This is a genomic window from Microvirga sp. GCM10011540 (assembly GCF_042650665.1).
Classification (GTDB): domain Bacteria; phylum Pseudomonadota; class Alphaproteobacteria; order Rhizobiales; family Beijerinckiaceae; genus Microvirga; species Microvirga lenta.
In genome coordinates, this window is the sequence record NZ_JBHSBQ010000040.1 from 49,699 (window position 1) to 67,733 (window position 18,035).

At 66.6% G+C, this 18,035-nt stretch carries 19 protein-coding genes and 1 tRNA gene; 10 read left to right on the forward strand and 10 right to left on the reverse strand.

Annotation, left to right across the window (positions count from 1 at the left end):
• Window positions 1–423 precede the first annotated feature (423 nt).
• From ACFOYU_RS14115 to ACFOYU_RS14125, 3 genes are all read right to left on the reverse strand, one after another.
• A tRNA-Leu gene (locus ACFOYU_RS14115) sits at window positions 424–509 on the reverse strand.
• Between the two features lie 52 nt (window positions 510–561).
• Complete coding sequence (locus ACFOYU_RS14120; RefSeq protein WP_377034083.1) at window positions 562–1,749, reverse strand: FAD-dependent oxidoreductase; 1,188 nt, start codon at window positions 1,747–1,749, stop codon at window positions 562–564.
• 1 nt (window position 1,750) lies between these two features.
• Window positions 1,751–2,014 carry a zinc-finger domain-containing protein gene (locus ACFOYU_RS14125; RefSeq protein ID WP_377034084.1) on the reverse strand — a complete coding sequence of 88 codons (264 nt, stop codon included), beginning with the start codon at window positions 2,012–2,014 and terminating at the stop codon, window positions 1,751–1,753.
• 232 nt (window positions 2,015–2,246) lie between these two features.
• Between ACFOYU_RS14125 and ACFOYU_RS14130 the strand changes: the two genes are divergently transcribed.
• Window positions 2,247–3,011: an alpha/beta fold hydrolase gene (locus ACFOYU_RS14130; RefSeq protein WP_377034085.1), complete on the forward strand. Its 765-nt coding sequence runs from the start codon at window positions 2,247–2,249 to the stop codon at window positions 3,009–3,011.
• 171 nt (window positions 3,012–3,182) lie between these two features.
• Window positions 3,183–3,674: a class I SAM-dependent methyltransferase gene (locus ACFOYU_RS14135; protein ID WP_377034086.1), complete on the forward strand. Its 492-nt coding sequence runs from the start codon at window positions 3,183–3,185 to the stop codon at window positions 3,672–3,674.
• 57 nt (window positions 3,675–3,731) lie between these two features.
• Here the strand turns inward: ACFOYU_RS14135 and ACFOYU_RS14140 are convergent, their stop codons facing one another.
• Together ACFOYU_RS14140 and ACFOYU_RS14145 are read right to left on the reverse strand one after the other, a co-directional pair.
• The gene (locus ACFOYU_RS14140; RefSeq protein ID WP_377034087.1) at window positions 3,732–4,208 is read right to left on the reverse strand and encodes a PRC-barrel domain-containing protein; all 477 of its coding nucleotides are present in this window, start codon (window positions 4,206–4,208) and stop codon (window positions 3,732–3,734) included.
• A 281-nt stretch (window positions 4,209–4,489) separates the two neighbouring features.
• Window positions 4,490–5,290 (reverse strand): enoyl-CoA hydratase, encoded by an 801-nt coding sequence (locus ACFOYU_RS14145; RefSeq protein ID WP_377034088.1) that lies wholly within the window; start codon window positions 5,288–5,290, stop codon window positions 4,490–4,492.
• Between the two features lie 82 nt (window positions 5,291–5,372).
• On the opposite strand from ACFOYU_RS14145, the gene cysE reads away from it, so the two are divergent.
• From cysE to ACFOYU_RS14160, 3 genes are all read left to right on the forward strand, one after another.
• Window positions 5,373–6,203 (forward strand): serine O-acetyltransferase, encoded by an 831-nt coding sequence (cysE, locus tag ACFOYU_RS14150; RefSeq protein WP_377034089.1) that lies wholly within the window; start codon window positions 5,373–5,375, stop codon window positions 6,201–6,203.
• A gap of 82 nt (window positions 6,204–6,285) precedes the next feature.
• Window positions 6,286–6,483 (forward strand): DUF3126 family protein, encoded by a 198-nt coding sequence (locus tag ACFOYU_RS14155; RefSeq protein WP_264196570.1) that lies wholly within the window; start codon window positions 6,286–6,288, stop codon window positions 6,481–6,483.
• Between the two features lie 89 nt (window positions 6,484–6,572).
• A complete protein-coding gene (locus ACFOYU_RS14160) occupies window positions 6,573–7,103 on the forward strand; it encodes a gamma carbonic anhydrase family protein (protein ID WP_226741665.1) in 531 nt (176 codons plus the stop codon).
• 79 nt (window positions 7,104–7,182) lie between these two features.
• Here ACFOYU_RS14160 and ACFOYU_RS14165 read toward each other — a convergent pair whose 3' ends face one another.
• Window positions 7,183–7,767, reverse strand: coding sequence for a transglutaminase-like cysteine peptidase (locus tag ACFOYU_RS14165; RefSeq protein WP_226741666.1), 585 nt, complete (start codon window positions 7,765–7,767; stop codon window positions 7,183–7,185).
• Between the two features lie 397 nt (window positions 7,768–8,164).
• On the opposite strand from ACFOYU_RS14165, the gene ACFOYU_RS14170 reads away from it, so the two are divergent.
• Both ACFOYU_RS14170 and ACFOYU_RS14175 read left to right on the forward strand, forming a co-directional pair.
• Window positions 8,165–8,986 (forward strand): rhomboid family intramembrane serine protease, encoded by an 822-nt coding sequence (locus ACFOYU_RS14170; RefSeq protein WP_226741667.1) that lies wholly within the window; start codon window positions 8,165–8,167, stop codon window positions 8,984–8,986.
• A gap of 134 nt (window positions 8,987–9,120) precedes the next feature.
• On the forward strand, window positions 9,121–9,552 hold the full coding sequence (locus ACFOYU_RS14175) for a CBS domain-containing protein (RefSeq protein ID WP_226741668.1): 432 nt from the start codon (window positions 9,121–9,123) through the stop codon (window positions 9,550–9,552).
• Here ACFOYU_RS14175 and ACFOYU_RS14180 read toward each other — a convergent pair.
• Window positions 9,549–10,565: a patatin-like phospholipase family protein gene (locus ACFOYU_RS14180; protein ID WP_226741669.1), complete on the reverse strand. Its 1,017-nt coding sequence runs from the start codon at window positions 10,563–10,565 to the stop codon at window positions 9,549–9,551. The genes ACFOYU_RS14175 and ACFOYU_RS14180 overlap by 4 nt on opposite strands.
• 97 nt (window positions 10,566–10,662) lie before the next feature.
• On the reverse strand, window positions 10,663–11,808 hold the full coding sequence (locus ACFOYU_RS14185; protein WP_226741670.1) for an MFS transporter: 1,146 nt from the start codon (window positions 11,806–11,808) through the stop codon (window positions 10,663–10,665).
• Window positions 11,809–11,992: 184 nt separating this feature from the next.
• Between ACFOYU_RS14185 and ACFOYU_RS14190 the strand changes: the two genes are divergently transcribed.
• The 3 genes from ACFOYU_RS14190 (at window position 11,993) to ACFOYU_RS14200 (ending at window position 16,830) form a co-directional block, all read left to right on the forward strand.
• The gene (locus ACFOYU_RS14190) at window positions 11,993–12,841 is read left to right on the forward strand and encodes a chromate resistance protein ChrB domain-containing protein (RefSeq protein ID WP_377034090.1); all 849 of its coding nucleotides are present in this window, start codon (window positions 11,993–11,995) and stop codon (window positions 12,839–12,841) included.
• Window positions 12,838–14,250, forward strand: a complete 1,413-nt coding sequence (chrA, locus tag ACFOYU_RS14195) for a chromate efflux transporter (RefSeq protein ID WP_226741672.1) — start codon at window positions 12,838–12,840, stop codon at window positions 14,248–14,250. Before ACFOYU_RS14190 ends, chrA begins: the two co-directional genes overlap by 4 nt.
• A gap of 144 nt (window positions 14,251–14,394) precedes the next feature.
• Entirely contained in the window at window positions 14,395–16,830 is a 2,436-nt protein-coding gene (locus ACFOYU_RS14200; RefSeq protein ID WP_377034091.1) for an AI-2E family transporter, read from the forward strand.
• Here the strand turns inward: ACFOYU_RS14200 and hisI are convergent.
• Window positions 16,815–17,246, reverse strand: a complete 432-nt coding sequence (hisI, locus tag ACFOYU_RS14205) for a phosphoribosyl-AMP cyclohydrolase (RefSeq protein ID WP_377034092.1) — start codon at window positions 17,244–17,246, stop codon at window positions 16,815–16,817. The genes ACFOYU_RS14200 and hisI overlap by 16 nt on opposite strands.
• Before the next feature lie 55 nt (window positions 17,247–17,301).
• Window positions 17,302–17,934: a GTP cyclohydrolase I FolE gene (gene folE / locus ACFOYU_RS14210; RefSeq protein ID WP_377034093.1), complete on the reverse strand. Its 633-nt coding sequence runs from the start codon at window positions 17,932–17,934 to the stop codon at window positions 17,302–17,304.
• Window positions 17,935–18,035 lie beyond the last annotated feature (101 nt).

Consider the following 18,035-nt stretch of genomic DNA (forward strand, 5'->3'; position numbering starts at 1 on the left):
GTCCTCTCGAAAGCCGTCTGGTCTCAGGTCACCCCAGGATCATGGCCTCTATGAGGAATTGCGGGCAGGGCGGAGCGTCCGCCGCCCGAACTGTAACACCTTTGCAGCCAAGGTTTGCTTAAGGTTAAGACCTTGCCCCTTAGGCTCGGGCCTCAAATGCAAAGGAGCCTTGATGATGCGGACCCTCAAACTCTCGCTTGCCCTGCTGGTGTCGGCGTTCGTTCTGGCGCCGTTCCTGATCGTGTCGGCCTATGCGGCGACAGTCCTGGCCTCGGCCTTCCTGCTCTCGTAGGACCGCAGCCCGCCAGGAATCGTTCGGCGGCCGAGCCGTTGGAGGTTCGGGCTTCCATCCGCCGCGAAGGACGAACCATCAAGGGAGAGCCTTGCAGCGTAAGAAAGCCTGCAAGAAAGATCCATCGTGAATGGTGCGGACGACGGGGGTCGAACCCGTACGGGCAAAGCCCGAGGGATTTTAAGTCCCTTGCGTCTACCAATTTCGCCACGTCCGCTTCACGAGGACGGTTACCGGGCCGGGGCGCGAAGCGCAAGCCTGACGGGGGATCAGGCCGGGGGCCGGTAGCCGTAGAGCCAGGAATAGCGCTCGGTCATTCCCTGCGGGCCGAGCCGGCGCATGACGAGGTTGCGCCCGAACGCAATCGGACCGCGCGCATGATAGACGCGCCCGTTCTGCCGGGCGGCCTTCTGGACCCGCTGCGCGCGCTCCAGACGATCCGCCTCGTAGCGGGCCAGGGCCTGCGGCGGCGATTCGGGCGTCTGGTCCAGGCGGGCCGCGAGGGCGGCCGCGTCCTCGATGGCGAGCGCGGCGCCCTGCGCGAGGAAGGGCAGAACCGGGTGGCCGGCATCGCCCAGGAGGGCGATGCGTCCTGCCGCGAGGCGCTGCACCGGATGGTCGAAGAGCGACCAGCGCAGCCACTGATCGGGCTGCGCCAGGAGTTGCCGCAGGGCAGGGGCCGCCGAGACGTAGTCGGCCAGCAGGTCCCGGCCGTCGCCGGGATCGGCCCAACCCTCGACAGGGTCGGCGGTCCTTTGGATCGCCACCACGTTGATCAGCTTTCCGCCTGCGATGGGGTAGTGTACCACGTGGCTGCGCGGACCGAGCCAGAGGCCGGTCTCATCGCCGGCCAGCGCGGCGGGCGCCTTGGCCCGTTCGAGGGTCGTACGCCAGGCGACGTAGCCGCGGAAGGTGGGGGATTTGCCGTCTCCGAGCGCGCGGCGCACCTTCGACCAGATGCCGTCGGCTCCGACCACGAGGTCGAAGGCGCCGGTCTCGCGGGCGCCCTTGGCCGTCACCGTCGTGAGGGTGGGTCGGCCCGCGTCCTCGCCCACATCCTCGACCATGCGGCCCATGACCAGGCGGATGGACGGCAGCGAACGCACCGCGTCGAGAAGGATCGTCTGCAGGTCGGCCCGGTGCGCCACCCAGTAAGGGGCGCCGAAGCGCTCGCGCATGAAGGGACCGAGGGCGACCTGACCGATCTCGCGGCCGCTTTTGACGTCGCGCACCACCACGCGCTGCGGCTCCGTCACGACCCGCCGCAGGGCGGGGCCGAGGCCGAGAGCGACCAGGACGCGGCTGGCATTGGGAGAGAGCTGGAGGCCCGCGCCGACCTCGCTGAAGCCGGGCCGCCGCTCGATCAGGGTGACGGCATGGCCTTGACGGGCGAGCACCAAGGCCGCAGTCAGACCGCCGATTCCGGCGCCGACGACGGCAATCGAAAGTCCCGACACCTCAGCGCGAGGCGGGATCGGTGGCGAAGTCCGGCTCCCAGACGCATCCCGCCGGGCGGGCCTCGTCGGCCTTCAGCGAAGCATCGTACTTGAACAGGGTCGAGCAATAGGAGCAGATGGTCTCGCTGTCATAGCCCATGTCGATGAAGACATGCGGATGATCGAACGGGGGCAGGGCGCCGATGCACATGAACTCCTTCGAGCCCACATGAATGACGGGAACGCCCGGCTGATTGTGGAAATGCGGAGTGCCTTTGTCGGCCATGGTCGTCGCTCGCGAGCTATGGAATTTGCGCGCACCATAATGTCCGATGCGCCATGCGCCTAGAGCTAATTCGCGCGATGCAGCGCCGCTTCGGCGGGGATTCGTCGGCAAAACAAGGACATGGGCCGGGATCCCCGGCAGGGCGTCCGGCCGGTTGCGATTGCTTCCGGACCCAAGGGTGGCTTAGGGTGCGCCGAACTCCAACCCTCCGTTTTCCATCCATTCCGGTCCAATGCGCTTCTTCAACTCCAACGGCGTCAGCATCGCCTATATCGATGTCATGCCGGACGAGGGTCATGGCGACCCGATCCTCCTCATCCACGGCTTCGCGTCGAACCACGCGGTGAACTGGGTCAACACCCTCTGGGTGAAGACGCTGACCAAGGCCGGATACCGCGTCGTCGCCTTCGACAACAGGGGGCACGGGGAGAGCGAGAAAATCTACGATCCCGCCGCGTACAACTCCTTCGTCATGGCGGAGGATGCCCGGCGCCTTCTCGACCATCTCGGGATCGAGAAGGCCGACGTGATGGGCTATTCCATGGGCGCGCGGATCACCGCCCACATGGCCCTTGCCACGCCCGAGCGGATGCGCTCCGCGCTCCTGGGCGGATTGGGCATTCATCTGGTTGACGGCGTCGGCCTGCCCCTCGGCATCGCCGATGCGATGGAGGTGCCGTCCCTCGACGACCTGACGGATCCGATGCAGCGCATGTTCCGCGCCTTCGCCGAGCAGACGAGGAGCGATCTCAAGGCCCTCGCCGCCTGCATCCGCGGAACCCGGCAGTCGCTCACCGAGGATCAGGTCGCCTCGATCACGCTCCCGACGCTGGTTTCCATCGGCACGAAGGACGATGTTGCCGGTTCCGGCCATGAACTCGTGAAGCTGATGCCGAATGCGACCGCCCTCGACATTCCCGGGCGGGACCACAATCTTGCCGTCGGCGACCGAACGCACAAGCAGGGCGTGTTGGAGTTCCTGTCCCGCCGGCCGTGAGTGCGCCGTGACGAAAAGGCGAGGCGGCGGAAGCGCTTGCGGCCCGGCCCTGCCGTCCGGGATCAGGCCGCAGGGGAACGGGCCAGTCCCGATGCGCCGTTTCAAGACCGGGCGCCAACCCGTTGATTTGGCTCTTCACCCGTCCGGATCAGGTTGCTTCAGGAGAATCGTATGACCCGTCTCGACAGCGCCATCAGGAGATTGACGGCACAACGCGATCTGCTGGACTGGGCCAGCCGGGAGATTGCTCCCGCAGGGCTGGTTCTGGAGGTCGGCCTCGGCAACGGCAGGACCTACGATCACCTGCGCTCCCGGCTTCCGGGGCGCAAGATCTACGTTTTCGAGCGTTCGCCCGCCGCCCATCCCGACTGCATGCCTCCGGAAGAAAAGCTCATCGTCGGCGACGTGTTCGAGACGCTGCCGTCGTTCACGCAGCGCATCGGGGAGGGGGTGGCCGCGTTGATCCATATCGATATCGGGACCGGCGACGAGACGCGAAACCGCGAGGTCGCGAGGCGCCTGTCTCCGCTCCTCGAAGCGCTGCTGCAGCCGGGAGGGCTTCTCCTCGGCGACAGGGCCTTCGACCTGCCGAGCTGCACCGACATCTCTTCCGAGATCGGCGTGGCGCAGGGGCGCTACTTCGTCTATCGCCGGGATGCCTAGGGCAAAGGAAAAGGGCCGCTTCGGCGCGGCCCTTCCCGGGAGTGGGGCAGAGACGACTTACTCGTTCACCTCGCCGATGGCGGGCTCATTCCCGATGGCGCCCGTGGCGACCGGCTCGTCCTCGTACAGGGAGACCCGGGCCTCGTAATCGTCGTCCAGCGCCGTGTAGCCGGCCATGCCGTCCTGCCATTCCGGCAAGGCCTCCAGCTCGGCCTCGGTGACGCCGGGCAGGATGAGGGCATTGTCACGCCAGTACATGCGGCTCAGATCGACCATCCGCTTCTCCTCGCCGATGTCGAGGAAGCCGCCGAATTCCATCACGGCGAAGAGGTTCCCGTTCGGACCGCGAACCACATCCTCGATCTCGCCGAGTTCCTCGCCTTCGATGCTCACCACCTCGGTATCCTCGAGCTCGATCACATCGATATCCCGGAAGCCGGCCGGATCGGCGGCGGTAGCGACGGGATTCGAGACCTGAGCCACGGCCGGTCCTGCCAGAAGGGCAAGTACAGCAACGCTCGTCAGAAGACGCATTCTCTCCTCCTATGCTCGATTCGATCGGCACGGCGGTAACCGCGCGCAGACCGTTTCCATATGGGGACTAATGGTCGTCCGGAGCGGTCGTTCCCGAGACGATCCGAGGATCGCCGGCGTGGGAGTCGAGTTGTCAGTACGGTAAGCGACAATGCAAAAGTCGCCTTCCCTGTGAAACAGTGGAAACTGTACTCCATGACAGGGCGTGAGCTCAGGATGAGTATTTCGAAGCACGCGAAAAGATCGTTCTCGTCTCTCCGCAATGCTTCGCCTGCGGTCCGTCACCGCCCCTTGAACACGGGCGCGCGCTTCTCCAGAAAGGCGTTCCGGCCTTCCGCCGCATCCGCGCTGTCGAAACAGAGATCGGCGAGCGCCACCGGATCCGTGTCCGGCGCGGCGATGCCCACGGAGCGGTCGATCGCCGCCTTCGCGGCCCTGATGGTCAGCGGTGCGTTCTCCGCGATCTGCCGAACCAGGGACAGGGTGGCGGTTTCGAGATCCGCATCCGGCACGACCCGTTGGACGACGCCCAGACGCTCGGCCTCGGCGGCGCCGATCCGGCGCGCGGTATAGAACAGGTCCCGCGCGGCCGGGGCTCCGACGGCCGCGGTGACGATCCTCATGGCGCCCGGCGGGTATGCGATGCCGAGCCGCGCGACCGGAATGCCGAAGACCGCATTGTCCGCCGCGATGCGCAGGTCGCAGGAGAGGGCGAGGCCGAAGCCGCCTCCCAGGCAGAAGCTGCGGATCATGGCGATGACGGGTTTCGAGCATCGCGCCACGGCCCAGAAGGCGGCCTCGTTCTCGGCCTCGTAGAGGCGCCCGCCTTCGGCGTCGGCCCTTAAGGTGGCGAACTCCCCGATATCCGCGCCGGACGCGAAGGCGTGTGCCCCCGCGCCGCGCAGGATGACCGCCCGGACCCGCTCGTCCTGGTCGAGCGCGCTGAAGATCGGCGGCAGGGCCTTCCACATCTCGAGGTCGAAGGCGTTGTGCTTGGCGGGGTTGTCGACGGCGACCGTCGCGACGGAATCGTCCAGGGAAACCGCGAGCTTGGGCGTGGGCGACGAAAAAAAGACACTCATGGGGCGTGTGATCTAGGGTAAAGGGCGGGGACTTCTTATCTCATCCATGTTCATTCGGCCTCGGGCCGGCAGGGAGACCGTCATGGCGCAGACCAAAGTGAAGCCTGGAGCACCGGAGCTGGTCGCTGGAACCGTGGATCCTCTATGGGATCGGCTGCGGCAGGAGGCGGAGATCATCCTGCACGACGAGCCTGCCCTGGCAAGCTTCATCCACGGCGCCATTCTCCAGCAGCCGAGCCTCGAAGCCGCCGTGATCCATCGGGTCGCCTGCCGCCTGGGTCATCCCGCCGTCGCCGCCGACATCGTCGAGCAGACCTTCCTGGAGGCGGTCGAGCGCGACCCGGCCATCGGAGCGGCTTTCCGGGCGGATATCAGCGCCGTCCTCGACCGCGATCCGGCCACGAACCGGGTCGTCGAGCCCGTGCTCTACTTCAAGGGTTTCCACGCGATTCAGACTCACCGGCTGGCCCATTGGCTGTGGCGCCACGACCGGCAGGATTTCGCGCTCTACCTGCAGAGCCGCTCGTCCGAGGTGTTCCAGACCGACATTCACCCGGCCGCTCGAATCGGCCGCGGAATCTTCCTCGACCATGCCACCGGCCTGGTGGTCGGCTCGACGGCGGTCATCGAGGACAACGTCTCCATGCTCCAGGACGTGACGCTCGGCGGCACCGGGAAGGAGCGGGGAGACCGCCATCCCAAGATCCGTCACGGGGTGCTGATCGGGGCCGGAGCGAAGATCCTCGGCAATATCGAGATCGGCCACTGCGCCCGCATCGCCGCCGGCTCGGTGGTGCTCAAGCCCGTGCCCCACAATGCCACGGTCGCCGGCGTTCCGGCCAAGGTCGTCGGCTCCGCCGGGTGCCCGGAGCCGTTCCGCTCCATGGATCACTTCCTGTCCGAGGGGATCTAACGGCGCTTGCTCACGTTGGCCCGGCGTGGCAAGTGCAGCATCCTTGAAAACGAAGAAAGGGTTCGTGGTGGATAAATCGGAGATGGCGAAGGTCGAGCGGTACATGCGCCAGACTTTTGCAAACCACTCGATTCGCGTGGTCGGTCGCCCGAAGAAGACCGATTCGGCAGAGGTCTATATCGGCGAGGAGTTCGTGGGCGTCCTGTTCGTCGACGACGAGGACGGGGATCGCTCCTACAACTTCACCATGGCGATCCTCGACACGGATCTGGAAGACTGATCAGCCTGCCGCAGCAGAATCCTCACCGGATCCTGCTGCCGTCGTTTCGGGGGCGATTCGTCCCGTCAGCTCCAGGAATCCAGCAAGCGATGCCGATCTACAGCCTCGACGATGTCTCCCCGATTCTGCCCGAGCCGGACCGGTTCTGGATTGCGCCGGACGCCCACGTGATCGGGCGGGTCCGGCTTGGACGGGACGTGGGGATCTGGTTCGGGTCCGTGCTTCGCGGCGACAACGAGCTGATCGATATCGGCGAGGCGACCAACATCCAGGAAGGCTCCCTCCTTCACACGGACGAGGGGGCGCCCCTGACCGTGGGGGCGGGCTGCACCATCGGCCACCATGCGATCCTGCACGGCTGCACCATCGGCGAGAACTCCCTGATCGGGATGGGGGCGACCGTCCTCAACCACGCGCGGATCGGCGCCAACAGCCTCGTCGGTGCCAATGCGCTGGTGACGGAAGGCAAGGAATTCCCTGACAATTCCCTCATCGTCGGTGCTCCGGCGAAGGCCATCCGGGTGCTCGACGAGGCCGCCATCGAGCGGCTGCGCTGGTCGGCCCGTCACTATGTGGAGAATTGGAAGCGCTACGCAAAAGGAATGCGGCGGATCGATTGACCCGCCGCCGTTTTCCGGTCGTCAGGGCCGCTTCCACCGACGTGGAGGCGGCTCCTTTCTTTTCTGAGCCACTGAAGTCTCAGCGATTCGCCGTGGTGGTCGGCGAGGTGGTGATGCCGCCCAGCGAAACCCAGCCCACCGCGTTCTCGCTCTCGCGCTTCACGTAGGCGTAGCCGGTCCGGTACCAGGGAAGAACCGCCGAGGTCTTGTTGTCGAGAACGTAGTCGCCCTGGTTGGTGCGAATCATCAGGACGGCGTGGCCCTCGCCGAGTTCGTCGATGACGACTGTCATGCGCATGGCGCGGCGCGGCAGCCCGCTCTCGACCAGGATGCGGCGCTTGAGAAGCTGGAAATCCTCGCAATCGCCCTGGCCGTCGTCGGGGAAGCCCCACGCATCGACGACACCCCAGTGATCCGCGTCCGTGATGGCCTTGATGCCGGAATTCACGCGCTGGTTCACGGAAACGATCGTCCTCCAGATCTGCGGCGTCAGCTGGATGATGTCCGGCTCCGACACATTCACGGCGCATTCCGACGGAAAGCTGTCGCAGAATTTCACCCAGCCGAGGATCGGCTTGGCGGATCCCAGATTCATGATCGGATTGCTCGCCACGGGGAGGGCCGCCACGGTCTGTGCCTGGGCGGCCGAGCCCAGAAACATCATGGACAGGCCGATAAATGCCGTTTTGACGAACTTGGCCGTTAAGGAAGCCTTTGCCTTACGACCGTTAAAACCTTTGTTTGCGAAATAATCCTGCTGCATGCCCCACCAGCCGGTAATGTTCTTTTAACCAAGCTGACACGGTTACGGGCGGGGCTCAAGTGAAAAGTAAAAGGTGAGTTAACGCGTCGCGGGCCCGTCTAGTTCCATTAACGTTAACGAAAAATTTACGAAGATTGATGGCTCCGGGCGTTCTTTAATCCGGCCGGGCCAAACCCTTCGAAAGCCGTTCGAAACCGGCGCGACTCGACCCCTGTCGAGAATCAACGCTAGGTCATCCCGTCACCCTGGAACGTGGCCGATTGTGGTCTGCCGCGCAATCGGATCGTAGAACTTGTCCATGCCGCCTCACACCGACCGCCCGGCTCGCGAGCCGATCTTCAATCTCCCGACCGTCGTCGCCCTCAGCGTCGCGGCCCTGGTGGGGATCCACGCCCTCCGGCTGCTTCTGTCCGACGAGACCGACTTCACCCTCATCATCGACTGGGCCGTGATTCCCGCCCGGTGGTCGGTGGCGTTCGGCAGCGTCCAGGCCGACGAGATCGTGAATGCCCTCCAGGGACCGGGCGGGAGCGAGGACGGGTTGTCGCCTTTCGCGGCCCTGGCCCAATACGTGCTGGCCGACGGCGAGGGGCGGCCCTGGACGGGGCTGACCTATGCCTTCCTGCACGGATCCTGGGCCCATGTCCTCATCAACTGCGTCTGGCTCGCGGCTTTCGGAACGCCGCTCGTCCGCCGCATCGGAGCAGTGCGCTTCTTCACCCTGGCGGCGGCTTCGGCCGTCGGCGGGGCGGCTGTGTACGCCTTCATGAACCCCCTGCAGATCCTGCCGATGATCGGCGCCTCGGGCGCCGTCTCGGGCATGATGGCGGCGGCTTCCTGGTTCATGTTCGCCCCGGCGGACTGGCTGCCGGAAGGCCGCCTGACCCAGCCGCACGAGAGGCTCCGGGAAGGCCTTCTCGACATGTTCCGCAACCGGCAGGTCCTGATCTTCCTCGGCGTCTGGTTCGCGGCCAACTACGTCTTCGCCTTCGTCCAGCCGCTGGGCGTCACGGATGCGAGCATCGCGTGGGAGGCGCATCTCGGCGGATTCCTGGTCGGGCTGGCCCTTTTTCCCCTGCTCGATCCTCTCCCGCCGCGGCCGGGGCGTATCCTGGCTTGAAACCGCCGCGGTTTAGCCGGATCATCAAGAGCTGACGCAGGGTCACTATCCCGCCGTCATGGGACGTGAAACTCGTCTTCAGCCTTGCGGACGCGAAGCATGACGGCCTTCGCATCCCTGCAACGGAGGCGAACATGATCGTCAACCGCATCCTTTCCATCAAAGGCCGCGACGTCGTCGCCATCGGGCCGGACCGGAGCCTCAGCGAGGCCGCCCGGACGCTGTCCGAGAAGCGGATCGGCGCCGTTCTCGTCCGCGACGGAGACCGGCCGTTCCTCGGCATCATCTCGGAGCGCGACATCGTCAGGGCGATAGCCGCCCGAGGAGCCGCGGCTCTCGACGAGCCCGTCTCCCGCTACATGACCGAGAAGGTGGTGACCTGCACGGGCGACACCTCCATCAACGACGTGATGGAGGTCATGACCCAGGGCAAGTTCCGGCACGTCCCGGTGGTCGAGGGCGGGTCGCTGCGGGGAATCGTCTCGATCGGCGACGTGGTGAAGCTGCGGGTCGAGGAGGTCGAGGCCGAGGCTCAGGCGATCAGGGAATATATCGCCACCGCCTAGCTCCGTACGCTCTGGGCCTCCTGCAGGATCTCCATGATGTCCGGCAGGGCGCGCTCCGTGGCCTGCCGGCCCAGGGCGATGCATTCCTGAGCGCGATGGAATTCGAACAGGCCCATCTTCGCGAGCTTGGGGGCGACCATGATATCCGGCGGGTCGCCGGCGAGCCGGGAGCGGGCGATCCGGTCCTGGGTGATGTTGAAGGCGTCGACCATGACCGTGGCGAGGCCCGGCGCGTTGGGCTTGCGCGGTTTCTCGTCTCGCGAGGGGGAGAACAGGCCCCAGCGCCGCGGTGCGGTCTCGAGGGCCTCCTCGATCTCCTTCTCGTCGCTGGTGTCGGCGTCGTAGGACTGGATGACCGTGCCGCGGACGCGGATCTCGCCGTTCAGGTTGACGCAGATCACGATGTCGGCGCCGAGAGCGCGGGCCGCGGTGATCGGGATGGGGTTGACCAGGGCGCCGTCCATGAGCCAGCGCCCGCCGATCATCACCGGGTCGAAGACGCCCGGCAGGGCATAGGAGGCGCGCATCGCCTGGACCAGCGGCCCCCGCGTGAGCCAGATTTCGTGACCGCTGGTGAGTTCGGTCGCGATAGTGCAGAACTTGATCGGGAGCGTCTCGACCCGGCGGTCCATGAGATCCTGGTCGAGAAGGCGCTGCAGCCGCCCGCCCGCGATCAGGCCGGCGCCGCTGAAATGGAAGTCGAGAAGCCCCATGACCCGCCGCTTGGTCAGGGAGAGGGCGAAGGCCTCGAGCTCGTCGAGCTTTCCGGCGGCGTAGCAGCCGCCGACCACCGCCCCGATGGAGCAGCCGGCGATGACATCCGGCACGATTCCGGCCTCGGCCAGGACGCGCAGCACGCCGATATGGGACCAGCCCCGCGCCGCACCGCCGCCGAGGGCGAGGCCGATTTTCACCTTCGTCCGCGGGTCGCGCTCGATCGGAGCGTTCATTTCCGCGATCCCCCCGCCACCGCCAGACCCGGCGCTGCGCCGGGTGATCCCGTCCCACAACATGACTGCGAACTCCAAGGCCTCGAGCCTTCATGCCACACGCTCATGAAGACCTCATGAACAACGCCTCAGAGTTTCATTTAGGTCACGCTTGGCCAAACTAAACGGTAGAGGGGCGCAGAACCCTTCGGGAGAGGAGCATGATGACCACGGCGAAAAGGATCAGCACGCCGAGGGTGTTGCGCAGTCCCATGAGGTCGCCGCCGAAGCCGATGAGGGGCGGGCCGAGGAGCAGCCCCGCATAGCCCATCGTGGCCACCATCGCCACGCCCATGCTCGGCGGGATGCCCTTGGTCTCGCCCGCCGTGCTGAACAGCACCGGCACCGCGTTCGCCAAGCCCAGGCCGACGAGAGCGAAGCCGATGGTGGCCGTGACGGGATAGGGCAGGGCCATGGCGAGCCCGAGGCCCAGCGCCGCCAGAAGACCGCCGAGCTTGACGGTGACGGCCCGCCCGAGGCGCCGGACCACGAGGTCGCCCATGAACCGGCAGATGGTCATGGTCAGCGAGAAGGCCGCGAAGCCGGCGACCGCGGTTTCCAGGCTCGCCCCGGCGACGGTCTGGAGGTAGATCGCGGTCCAGTCGACCATGGCGCCCTCCACCAGAAGGCAGAGCAGCGTCAGCATGGCCAGCCCCATGATCTCCAGGCGGGGCAGGGCGAAGGCATGTCCCCCGCCATGCCGCTCCGTCTCGTTCAGGGTCCAGAACGAGGCGGCCAGGAACAGCAGACCCATGGCGGCGCAGGACAGGGTCAGGGTCGAAGGGATCCCGATCCCGGCCGCGATCATCAGTCCCGAGGCCGCCGCCCCGGTCAGTCCCCCGAGGCTGAAGAAGGCGTGGAACGACGACATGATCGGCTCGCCCCAGGCGCGCTCCACCTCCGTGGCGTTGGTGTTCATGGACACGTCCATGGCCCCGTTGGAGGCTCCGGCCAGCAGGGAGGCGCCGATGAGCAGCGGCAGCCCGGGGGCGAGACCCGGAAGGAGCAGGCAGGCTGCGAACGCGAAGGCGGCGGTCAGCGTGACGTTGCGGCTGCCCGCCCGCGCCACCAGCCAGCCGACGGTGGGCATGAGCACGATGGCTCCCAGGGCGAAGGCCAGAAGGGCGAGGCTCAGCTCCCCATCCGACAGGCCGAGGGCGGCCTTGATCCGGGGCAGCTGGGCGGCCCAGGTGCCGATGCCGAAGCCGTTGCCGAAGAAGATGGCGCTCGCGGCCACCCGCGCCGGGAGGAGGTGACGGTGTCTCATTCCCGGGGACATAGACCGGGAGACCGGGTTTTGCACCCCGGCAATTTTCGCCGGGAGGCGGTCAGCCCTGCGTCTTGACAACTTCGGGCGAGGGGATAACCGTTCCCACCATGGGGAATGCGATCTCCCCACGAGGCGACATGCCCAAGCATCGCGTCCTATCTCTTTTTCAAGGGGACGCCCCATGTCGTCAGTCAACTCCATCTCAACAGACAAGCTTGCGCGCCTCATCGGAAGGCCGGACTGCCCCGTCCTGATCGACGTGCGCACCGATGAAGACTTCGCCTGCGATCCGCGCATGATCCCCGGGTCCGTGCGCCGGCCATGGGCTGCTGTCGCGGACTGGGCTCCCGATTATCGCGGCCGGCCCTCCATCGTCATCTGCCACAGGGGCCTCAAGCTCAGCCAGGGTGTGGCTGCCTGGCTTCGCCAAACGGGCGCGCCCGCCGACTATCTCGATGAAGGCTCCTCAGGATGGGCCCAGGCCGGGCTGCCGATGGTTCCCGAAGCCAAACTGCCTCCGCGCAACCGCGAGGGACGCACCGTCTGGGTCACGCGCTCGCGCCCCAAGATCGACCGGATCGCATGTCCCTGGCTCATCCGTCGCTTCGTCGACCGACAGGCCGTCTTTCTGTTCGTCAGCCCCTCCGCCGTCGCCGGAGTTGCCGAGCGCTTTGCCGCGACGCCCTTCGACATCGAAGGCGAGACCGTGTTCTGGAGCCACCGGGGCGAGAGCTGCACGTTCGACACGATGGTCGAGGAATTCGGCCTGGCGACGGAGCCTCTCCTGCGACTGGCCGCAATCGTGCGGGGCGCCGATACGGGCAGGCCCGAACTCGCCCCTGAGGCGCCCGGCCTGCTCGCCGCCTCGCTCGGATTGTCGCGCATGTATGCGGACGACCTGGAGCAGCTCGAGGCGGGAATGACCCTCTACGATGCGTTCTACCGCTGGTGCCGTGACGCGGTCGACGAGACGCATAACTGGCCGGGAACCAAGCCGCAGAGCCGACGTCTGCTCGAGGGTTCGCGATGAGTGCGTCCATTCCCACTCCCACCTGCGCGACGGAAGCGGCCCCGTCGCATGGGGTGAGCCTGCGGGAGGCTCTCAAGGTCTGGATCCGGGTTGCTCTGCTGTCCTTCGGCGGCCCGGCCGGGCAGATCGCCGTGATGCATCGCATCATCGTGGAGGAGAAGCGGTGGATCGGCGAGCACCGCTTTCTGCACGCGCTGAACTACTGCATGCTTCTGCCGGGACCCGAGGCGCAGCAGCTTGCGACCTATATCGGCTGGCTGATGCACAGAACCCTGGGCGGCGTGATGGCGGGCGTCCTCTTCGTCCTGCCGGGCGTCGTCTCGATTATGGCGCTCAGCATCGTCTATGCCCTGTTCGGCAAGGTCGGCATCGTGTCGGCCCTGTTCTTCGGCCTCAAGGCCGCCGTCCTCGCCGTCGTGCTGCAGGCGGTTCTCCGCATCGGATCGAAGGCTCTGAAGAACCGCGTCATGGTCGTGATCGCCGTCGCCGGGTTCTGCGCGATCTTCTTCTTCGGCGTTCCGTTTCCGGCGATCATCTTCACGGCGGGCATCATCGGGTTTCTCGCAGGACGCGCTGGCGTTCCCGCTTTCCAGGTGAGGAACGGACATGGCCCGGCGAGAGGAGGCAGGGAGGTCGCCGATGCCGAGACCCTGCTCGGGGAGGAACTGCCGGACCACGCCCGTCCGACCGTCGCCCGGGCCCTTCGGGTCTCTGCAATCTGCATGACGCTGTGGCTGGTCCCGGTGGCGCTTCTGATGGCGGGCTTGGGCTCCGGCAACGTGTTCAGCCAAATCGCCACGTTCTTCTCGACAATGGCCGTCGTCACCTTCGGAGGCGCCTATGCGGTGCTGGCCTACGTGGCGCAGCAGGCCGTGGAGAATTACGGCTGGCTCGCCCCCGGCGAGATGCTCGACGGCCTCGGCATGGCCGAGACGACGCCCGGACCCCTCATCATGGTGCTGCAGTTCGTGGGCTTCATGGGCGCCTTCCGGGATCCCGGGGCGCTGTCGCCCCTGACGGCCGGGGTGCTCGGAGGCCTTCTCGCCACATGGGTCACCTTCGTCCCGTGCTTCCTGTTCATCTTTCTCGGTGCACCCTGGATCGAGTCCCTGCGGGGCAACCAGGCGCTGCACGGGGCGCTTTCCGCCATTACCGCGGCAGTGGTCGGCGTCGTCCTGAACCTTGCTGTCTGGTTCGCGATTCACACGGTCTTCCGCGAGACATGGCCCGTGCGCGCTTTCGGGCTCTCCTTCGACGCCCCTGTGCTCGCGAGCGTCAACCCGTGGGCTCTCCTGCTCTCGGGAGCGGCGGTGATCGCGGTCATTCGGCTCAAGGCGGGCATGATGACGACCCTGGCGGCCAGCTCGGTTGCGGGCATCGCCCTCTATCTCGCGGGAGCGCCCCTGTAGGGACCGGCCTGCGCCGTTGCGGGTCCAGGCCAGCAGGAAGGCGCGATCCGTCCGCCGGGTGCGGGACGGGCTCTACGGCCGAAACCGGATCAAAAGAAACCGTGTCGAGTTGTCTCCAGCGAAATGTCGCTGAGGGCGTCATCTATGGCCGATCCGGCTCTGCCTCCTCCCCCGTCGGCCGTGCGGCCCGCAAGTTCTCCCGTCTTGACCGCCGGCGGCATCGTCCTTGCCATCGGGGGGCTCTATTTCGGCCGGGATATCTTCATCCCCTTCGCCCTCGCCATTCTCCTGAGCTTCGCTCTCGCGCCTCTCGTGAACTGGTTCCGGCGCCTGAAGCTGCCGCGGGTCGCAGCAGTGCTCGTTGCCGTTGCCCTTGCCTTCGTCCTCATCGGCGGGATCGGCTTCGTCGTCGGCCGTCAGCTCGTGCAGCTCGCCAGCAACCTTCCGGCCTACCAGACCACCATCACGCAAAAGATCCGGTCCCTGCAGCAATCCGCGCCCGGCGGCGGCGTGGTCGAGAGAGTCACCACGACCATCGAGGATCTCGGCAAGGAGATTGCCGGCGAGGAGAAGCCCGAGGACGAGCCGGCGCAGGCGCCGGGCTCCGCGCTCGGCGCGGGGACCTTGGAGGAGCCCGTCACCGTGAGGCTGGAGCCCCCACGCCCGCGCCCGCTGGAGGTGATCCAGACCATTATCGGCCCGCTGCTGGCGCCGCTCGCCACGGCCGGCCTCGTCATCATCTTCGTGATCTTCGTGCTGCTCGAGCGGGAGGACCTGCGCGACCGTTTCATCAAGCTTGCCGGGGCGGGCGATCTCCAGAAGAGCACGCAAGCCATCAACGACGCGGCCGCGCGGGTCAGCCGCTATCTCCTGATGCAGCTCGTCGTGAACCTGACCTACGGCATTCCCATCGGCATCGCCCTCTACTTCATCGGCGTGCCCAATGCGGTGCTGTGGGGGCTGCTGGCGGCCGTGCTGCGGTTCATTCCTTATCTCGGGCCGTTCCTGGCCGCTCTCTTCCCCATCGCCCTGGCGGTTGCGGTGGATCCGGGCTGGACCATGCTGCTGTGGGTCGTGGGGCTCTTCCTCATGGCGGAACTCATCAGCAACAACGTGATCGAGCCGTGGCTCTACGGCTCCAGCACTGGCCTGTCGTCGCTCGCCATCATCATGGCGGCGATCTTCTGGACCAGCCTGTGGGGGCCGGTCGGGCTGTTTCTCGCAACGCCCCTGACGGTCTGCCTCGTGGTGATCGGCCGCTACGTGCCCCAGCTCGAATTCCTCGGCGTTCTCCTCGGCAGCGATCCGGTGCTGGCGCCGGAGGAGCGCCTTTACCAGCGCCTTTTGGCGGGCAACCTGGAGGAGGCGGTGGAAATGGCCGAAGACTACGTCGACGAACGCTCCTCGCGCGAGTTCTACGACAACGTGGCCATACCCGCCCTCCGGCTGGCGGAGAACGACCGCCAGCGCAGCACCACGGAGACCAATTACCGGCGGCTCGTCGCGGATACGGCGATCTGCGTCGTCCGGGAGATCGAGGACCACATCCGGGACAAGGGCGACGAAACGGACACGGGCGAAGGCCGGTCGGCAACAGGGGCGGCAAAGCCGTCCTCTGTCCTCTGCGTGGCGGGGCGCACGGAACTCGACCGCGCGGCGGCCGAGATGATGTCTCAGGTGCTCCATGAACGGGGCATCGGCGCCCGCGTCCTGCCGCCGATCGCCGTCAGCCAGGGCGCCCTGGGACAGCTCGACCTCCAGGGCGTGGATGTGGTGTGCCTGTCCTATCTGCACCCGCAGCCGCAGGTCTATGCGCGCTACATCTGCCGCCGCCTGCGCCGCCGGGCGCCTCATGTGAAGCTCGTCGTCTGCTGCTGGAACCCGGTCTCCGCGACCGAGCGGCCGGAGGATCCCGCGAAGCAGATGGCGGCAGATGCGGTGTTCACCTCTCTGGAGGCCTGTCTCGACCAGATGGATGCGTGGGTCTCCCGCCCGGCCTCGCCCACCGGGGCGGCTCCGGTCATCCAGGACGCCGAACACGAGCAGCTCGCGGCGCTGGAGGAGCTCGGTCTGACCTCTGTCAAGGAGCGGCAGTTCGACAGGGTGTCGAGGGAGGTCGCTCAGGCCTTCGGCACGCCCATCGCCCTCGTTTCTCTCGTCGATCAGGTCCATCGGCCCTCGAACGAGGCCGCTTCGCCCCAGGGCGGCCATGCGGATGGCCCGAATCCTCACGGGGAATCGCTCGATGCCTATGTGATTGCGGCGAACGAGGCGCTGGTGTCCGAGGACGTGACCAAGGATCCGCGCTTTGCCGACGACCCGATCGTGCTGGAGAAGGGAATCCGCTTCTATGCCGGGGCTCCGCTGCGCGCCTCCTCCGGAGTGGTCATCGGCTCCCTGTGCCTGATCGACACGAAGCCGCGCGAGTTTCCGGAGCCGGATCGCCAGCGGCTCCAGCAGATGGCCGACGCATTGATGGCGGACCTGGAGGGCCGGTCAAGGAAGGATGAGGATCCGTCCCCTGACGCTGTTCCGGCGAGCCGCTCATCCGCGGAGCCTCAGGGTCACGAGGTCGGATAGGTCGCTTCCGCCAATGCGAGCCTCGGCCCGTCCTCCGTAGACTCCACCTTCCGGTAGAAGCAGGATTGCCGCCCCGTGTGGCAGCAGCCGCCGTCGCCGGCGACCTTGACCTTGAGCCATAGGGCGTCCTGGTCGCAATCGACCCTCATCTCGACGACGGTCTGGATCTGGCCGCTCGTGGCGCCCTTGTGCCAGAGCTCGCCCCGCGAGCGGGACCAGTACCAGGCTTCTCCGGTCTCAAGGGTCTTCGCCAGGGCCTGCGCATTCATGTGCGCGACCATGAGGAGTTCGCCGGTCTCGGCCTCGGTCGTGACGCAGGTGATCAGGCCGTCGGCGCCGAAACGCGGGGTGAGGGCCGCTCCTTCTTCAAGGTCGGCCTTGGAACCGGGAGCCGGGAAGGGGTGGGACGCGCACATGGGAAACCTTCGATGGTGGGGACATGCCCTTCAGAACGCCGGACGGCGCGAAAACTCAAGCCTTTCCGTGCCGCACCAGGGTCAGGAAGCGCACCTGTTCGGCAGGGTCCTTGAAGGCGCCGGTGAATTGGGTCGTCAGGGTCATGGCTCCCGCCTTCTGCACGCCGCGCATGGACATGCACATGTGCTCGGCCTCGATCATCACGGCGACGCCGCGGGGTTCGAGCGCGGTCTCCATGGCATCGGCGATCTGGGCCGTCATGGTTTCCTGCGTCTGGAGACGCCTGGCGAAGACCTCCACCAGCCGGGCGAGCTTGGACAGGCCGACCACGCCCTTCGTGGGATAATAGGCGATGTGGGCCATGCCGAAGAACGGCACCATGTGGTGCTCGCAATGGGAATAGAACGGGATGTCCCGCACGAGAACGATGTCGTCGTAGCCCTCGACCTCGGCGAAGATCTTGTTCAGGACCTCGTGCGGGTCGTCCTCATAGCCCGAGTAGAACTCCCTGAACGCCTTGGCGACGCGCTTGGGCGTCTCGCGCAGGCCCTCCCTCTGCGGATCGTCCCCCGCCCAGCGGATCAGGGTGCGGACGGCGGCTTCCGCCTCCTCCCGGCTGGGCCGGTCGCCTGGCTTGTCGGCGACTGCGGACAGGCGCGGGGACAAGGGCTTAACCACATCGTTCATGCGGTGCCTTTCTCAACTCGTGAACTGGGGAGGCCCTAGGCCTCCGGCGTTTCCATTCCCTTTCCGCGAAAGCGCCGTCAGGAGCCCAGTCGCAGAGTTCA

Bases quoted from the DNA above. Each gene is read 5' to 3' on its own strand.
- ACFOYU_RS14125 (WP_377034084.1), bottom strand. From the start codon at position 2,014: ATGGCCGACAAAGGCACTCCGCATTTCCACAATCAGCCGGGCGTTCCC.
- ACFOYU_RS14130 (WP_377034085.1), top strand. From the start codon at position 2,247: ATGCGCTTCTTCAACTCCAACGGCGTCAGCATCGCCTATATCGATGTC.
- ACFOYU_RS14135 (WP_377034086.1), top strand. From the start codon at position 3,183: ATGACCCGTCTCGACAGCGCCATCAGGAGATTGACGGCACAACGCGAT.
- ACFOYU_RS14140 (WP_377034087.1), bottom strand. From the start codon at position 4,208: ATGCGTCTTCTGACGAGCGTTGCTGTACTTGCCCTTCTGGCAGGACCG.
- ACFOYU_RS14145 (WP_377034088.1), bottom strand. From the start codon at position 5,290: ATGAGTGTCTTTTTTTCGTCGCCCACGCCCAAGCTCGCGGTTTCCCTG.
- cysE (WP_377034089.1), top strand. From the start codon at position 5,373: ATGGCGCAGACCAAAGTGAAGCCTGGAGCACCGGAGCTGGTCGCTGGA.
- ACFOYU_RS14155 (WP_264196570.1), top strand. From the start codon at position 6,286: ATGGCGAAGGTCGAGCGGTACATGCGCCAGACTTTTGCAAACCACTCG.
- ACFOYU_RS14160 (WP_226741665.1), top strand. From the start codon at position 6,573: ATGCCGATCTACAGCCTCGACGATGTCTCCCCGATTCTGCCCGAGCCG.
- ACFOYU_RS14165 (WP_226741666.1), bottom strand. From the start codon at position 7,767: ATGATGTTTCTGGGCTCGGCCGCCCAGGCACAGACCGTGGCGGCCCTC.
- ACFOYU_RS14170 (WP_226741667.1), top strand. From the start codon at position 8,165: ATGCCGCCTCACACCGACCGCCCGGCTCGCGAGCCGATCTTCAATCTC.
- ACFOYU_RS14175 (WP_226741668.1), top strand. From the start codon at position 9,121: ATGATCGTCAACCGCATCCTTTCCATCAAAGGCCGCGACGTCGTCGCC.
- ACFOYU_RS14180 (WP_226741669.1), bottom strand. From the start codon at position 10,565: ATGTTGTGGGACGGGATCACCCGGCGCAGCGCCGGGTCTGGCGGTGGC.
- ACFOYU_RS14185 (WP_226741670.1), bottom strand. From the start codon at position 11,808: ATGAGACACCGTCACCTCCTCCCGGCGCGGGTGGCCGCGAGCGCCATC.
- ACFOYU_RS14190 (WP_377034090.1), top strand. From the start codon at position 11,993: ATGTCGTCAGTCAACTCCATCTCAACAGACAAGCTTGCGCGCCTCATC.
- chrA (WP_226741672.1), top strand. From the start codon at position 12,838: ATGAGTGCGTCCATTCCCACTCCCACCTGCGCGACGGAAGCGGCCCCG.
- ACFOYU_RS14200 (WP_377034091.1), top strand. From the start codon at position 14,395: ATGGCCGATCCGGCTCTGCCTCCTCCCCCGTCGGCCGTGCGGCCCGCA.
- hisI (WP_377034092.1), bottom strand. From the start codon at position 17,246: ATGTGCGCGTCCCACCCCTTCCCGGCTCCCGGTTCCAAGGCCGACCTT.
- folE (WP_377034093.1), bottom strand. From the start codon at position 17,934: ATGAACGATGTGGTTAAGCCCTTGTCCCCGCGCCTGTCCGCAGTCGCC.